We start from the raw sequence: 907 nt of genomic DNA, 5'->3' as shown, positions 1-907 counted from the left end.
ACGATGGTATTTCAGTGGCACAAATCGCAGAAGGCGCGATGCAAGAGCAGACCAACATGTTACAGCGTATGCGTGACCTGTCGGTTCAAGCGGTAAACGGTGCAAACTCTACTAGTGACCGTGATGCCATTCAGGCTGAGATTGACCAATTAGCATTAGAAATCACAGCAATTTCTAACACTACTGCATTCGGTGATACTAAGTTACTGAGCGGTGGCTTTACAGGCAAGAGCTTCCAAGTTGGTCACCAAGAAGGTGAAAACATCTCTATCTCGATTTCAGGAACTGATGCAGCAACATTAAGCGTGGATGCATTACTTGTTTCTTCGGATACAGCGGCTTCCACAGCAACGGGTTTAATTGACGCTGCAATCAAGACTATCGACACCCAGCGTGCGAAGTTAGGTGCAACACAAAACCGTTTAGCTCACAACATTAGCAACAGTGCGAACACTCAAGCCAACGTGGCCGATGCGAAGAGTCGTATTGTAGATGTGGACTTTGCGAAAGAGACTTCGCAAATGACGAAGAACCAAGTATTGCAACAAACAGGTTCGGCAATGCTGGCTCAAGCGAACCAGTTACCTCAAGTGGCGTTATCTCTACTTTAATCAGATATTGCTGCTCTTTCGATGCCCACAGACTGTTGCAGTCGTGGGCATTTTTATATGTGGAAATTGGCTAAGAAATTTGTTTCAGAAAAATCATTTTTTTTCCTAAAGCTTTTCCGCCCTTGGCCGTTATAAATAGTGAACAGATTCACTTAGCCTGGAAAACAGGCAAGCTCTTAACCAGGCTTAATGAGGTATAATCATGGCAATTACAGTAAACACAAACGTGACTTCAATGAAGGCACAGAAGAACTTGAATGCATCGGGTAATGCTTTGGCAACCTCAATGGAGCGTT

1 protein-coding gene and 1 pseudogene are annotated in these 907 nt (G+C 44.4%); both read left to right on the top strand.

Annotation, left to right across the window (positions count from 1 at the left end):
• On the top strand, positions 1-611 hold a 611-nt coding region (locus IEY09_RS20105; RefSeq protein ID WP_188872414.1), incomplete at its 5' end, for a flagellin.
• Between the two features lie 202 nt (positions 612-813).
• Positions 814-907, top strand: a pseudogene (locus tag IEY09_RS20100) (flagellin FliC); the annotation flags it as partial.

It is taken from the genome of Shewanella xiamenensis (genome assembly GCF_014647135.1).
GTDB lineage: Bacteria > Pseudomonadota > Gammaproteobacteria > Enterobacterales > Shewanellaceae > Shewanella > Shewanella xiamenensis.
The sequence above is the reverse complement of the archived record's forward strand: the minus strand, read 5'-3'. Positions and strand labels throughout refer to the sequence as shown.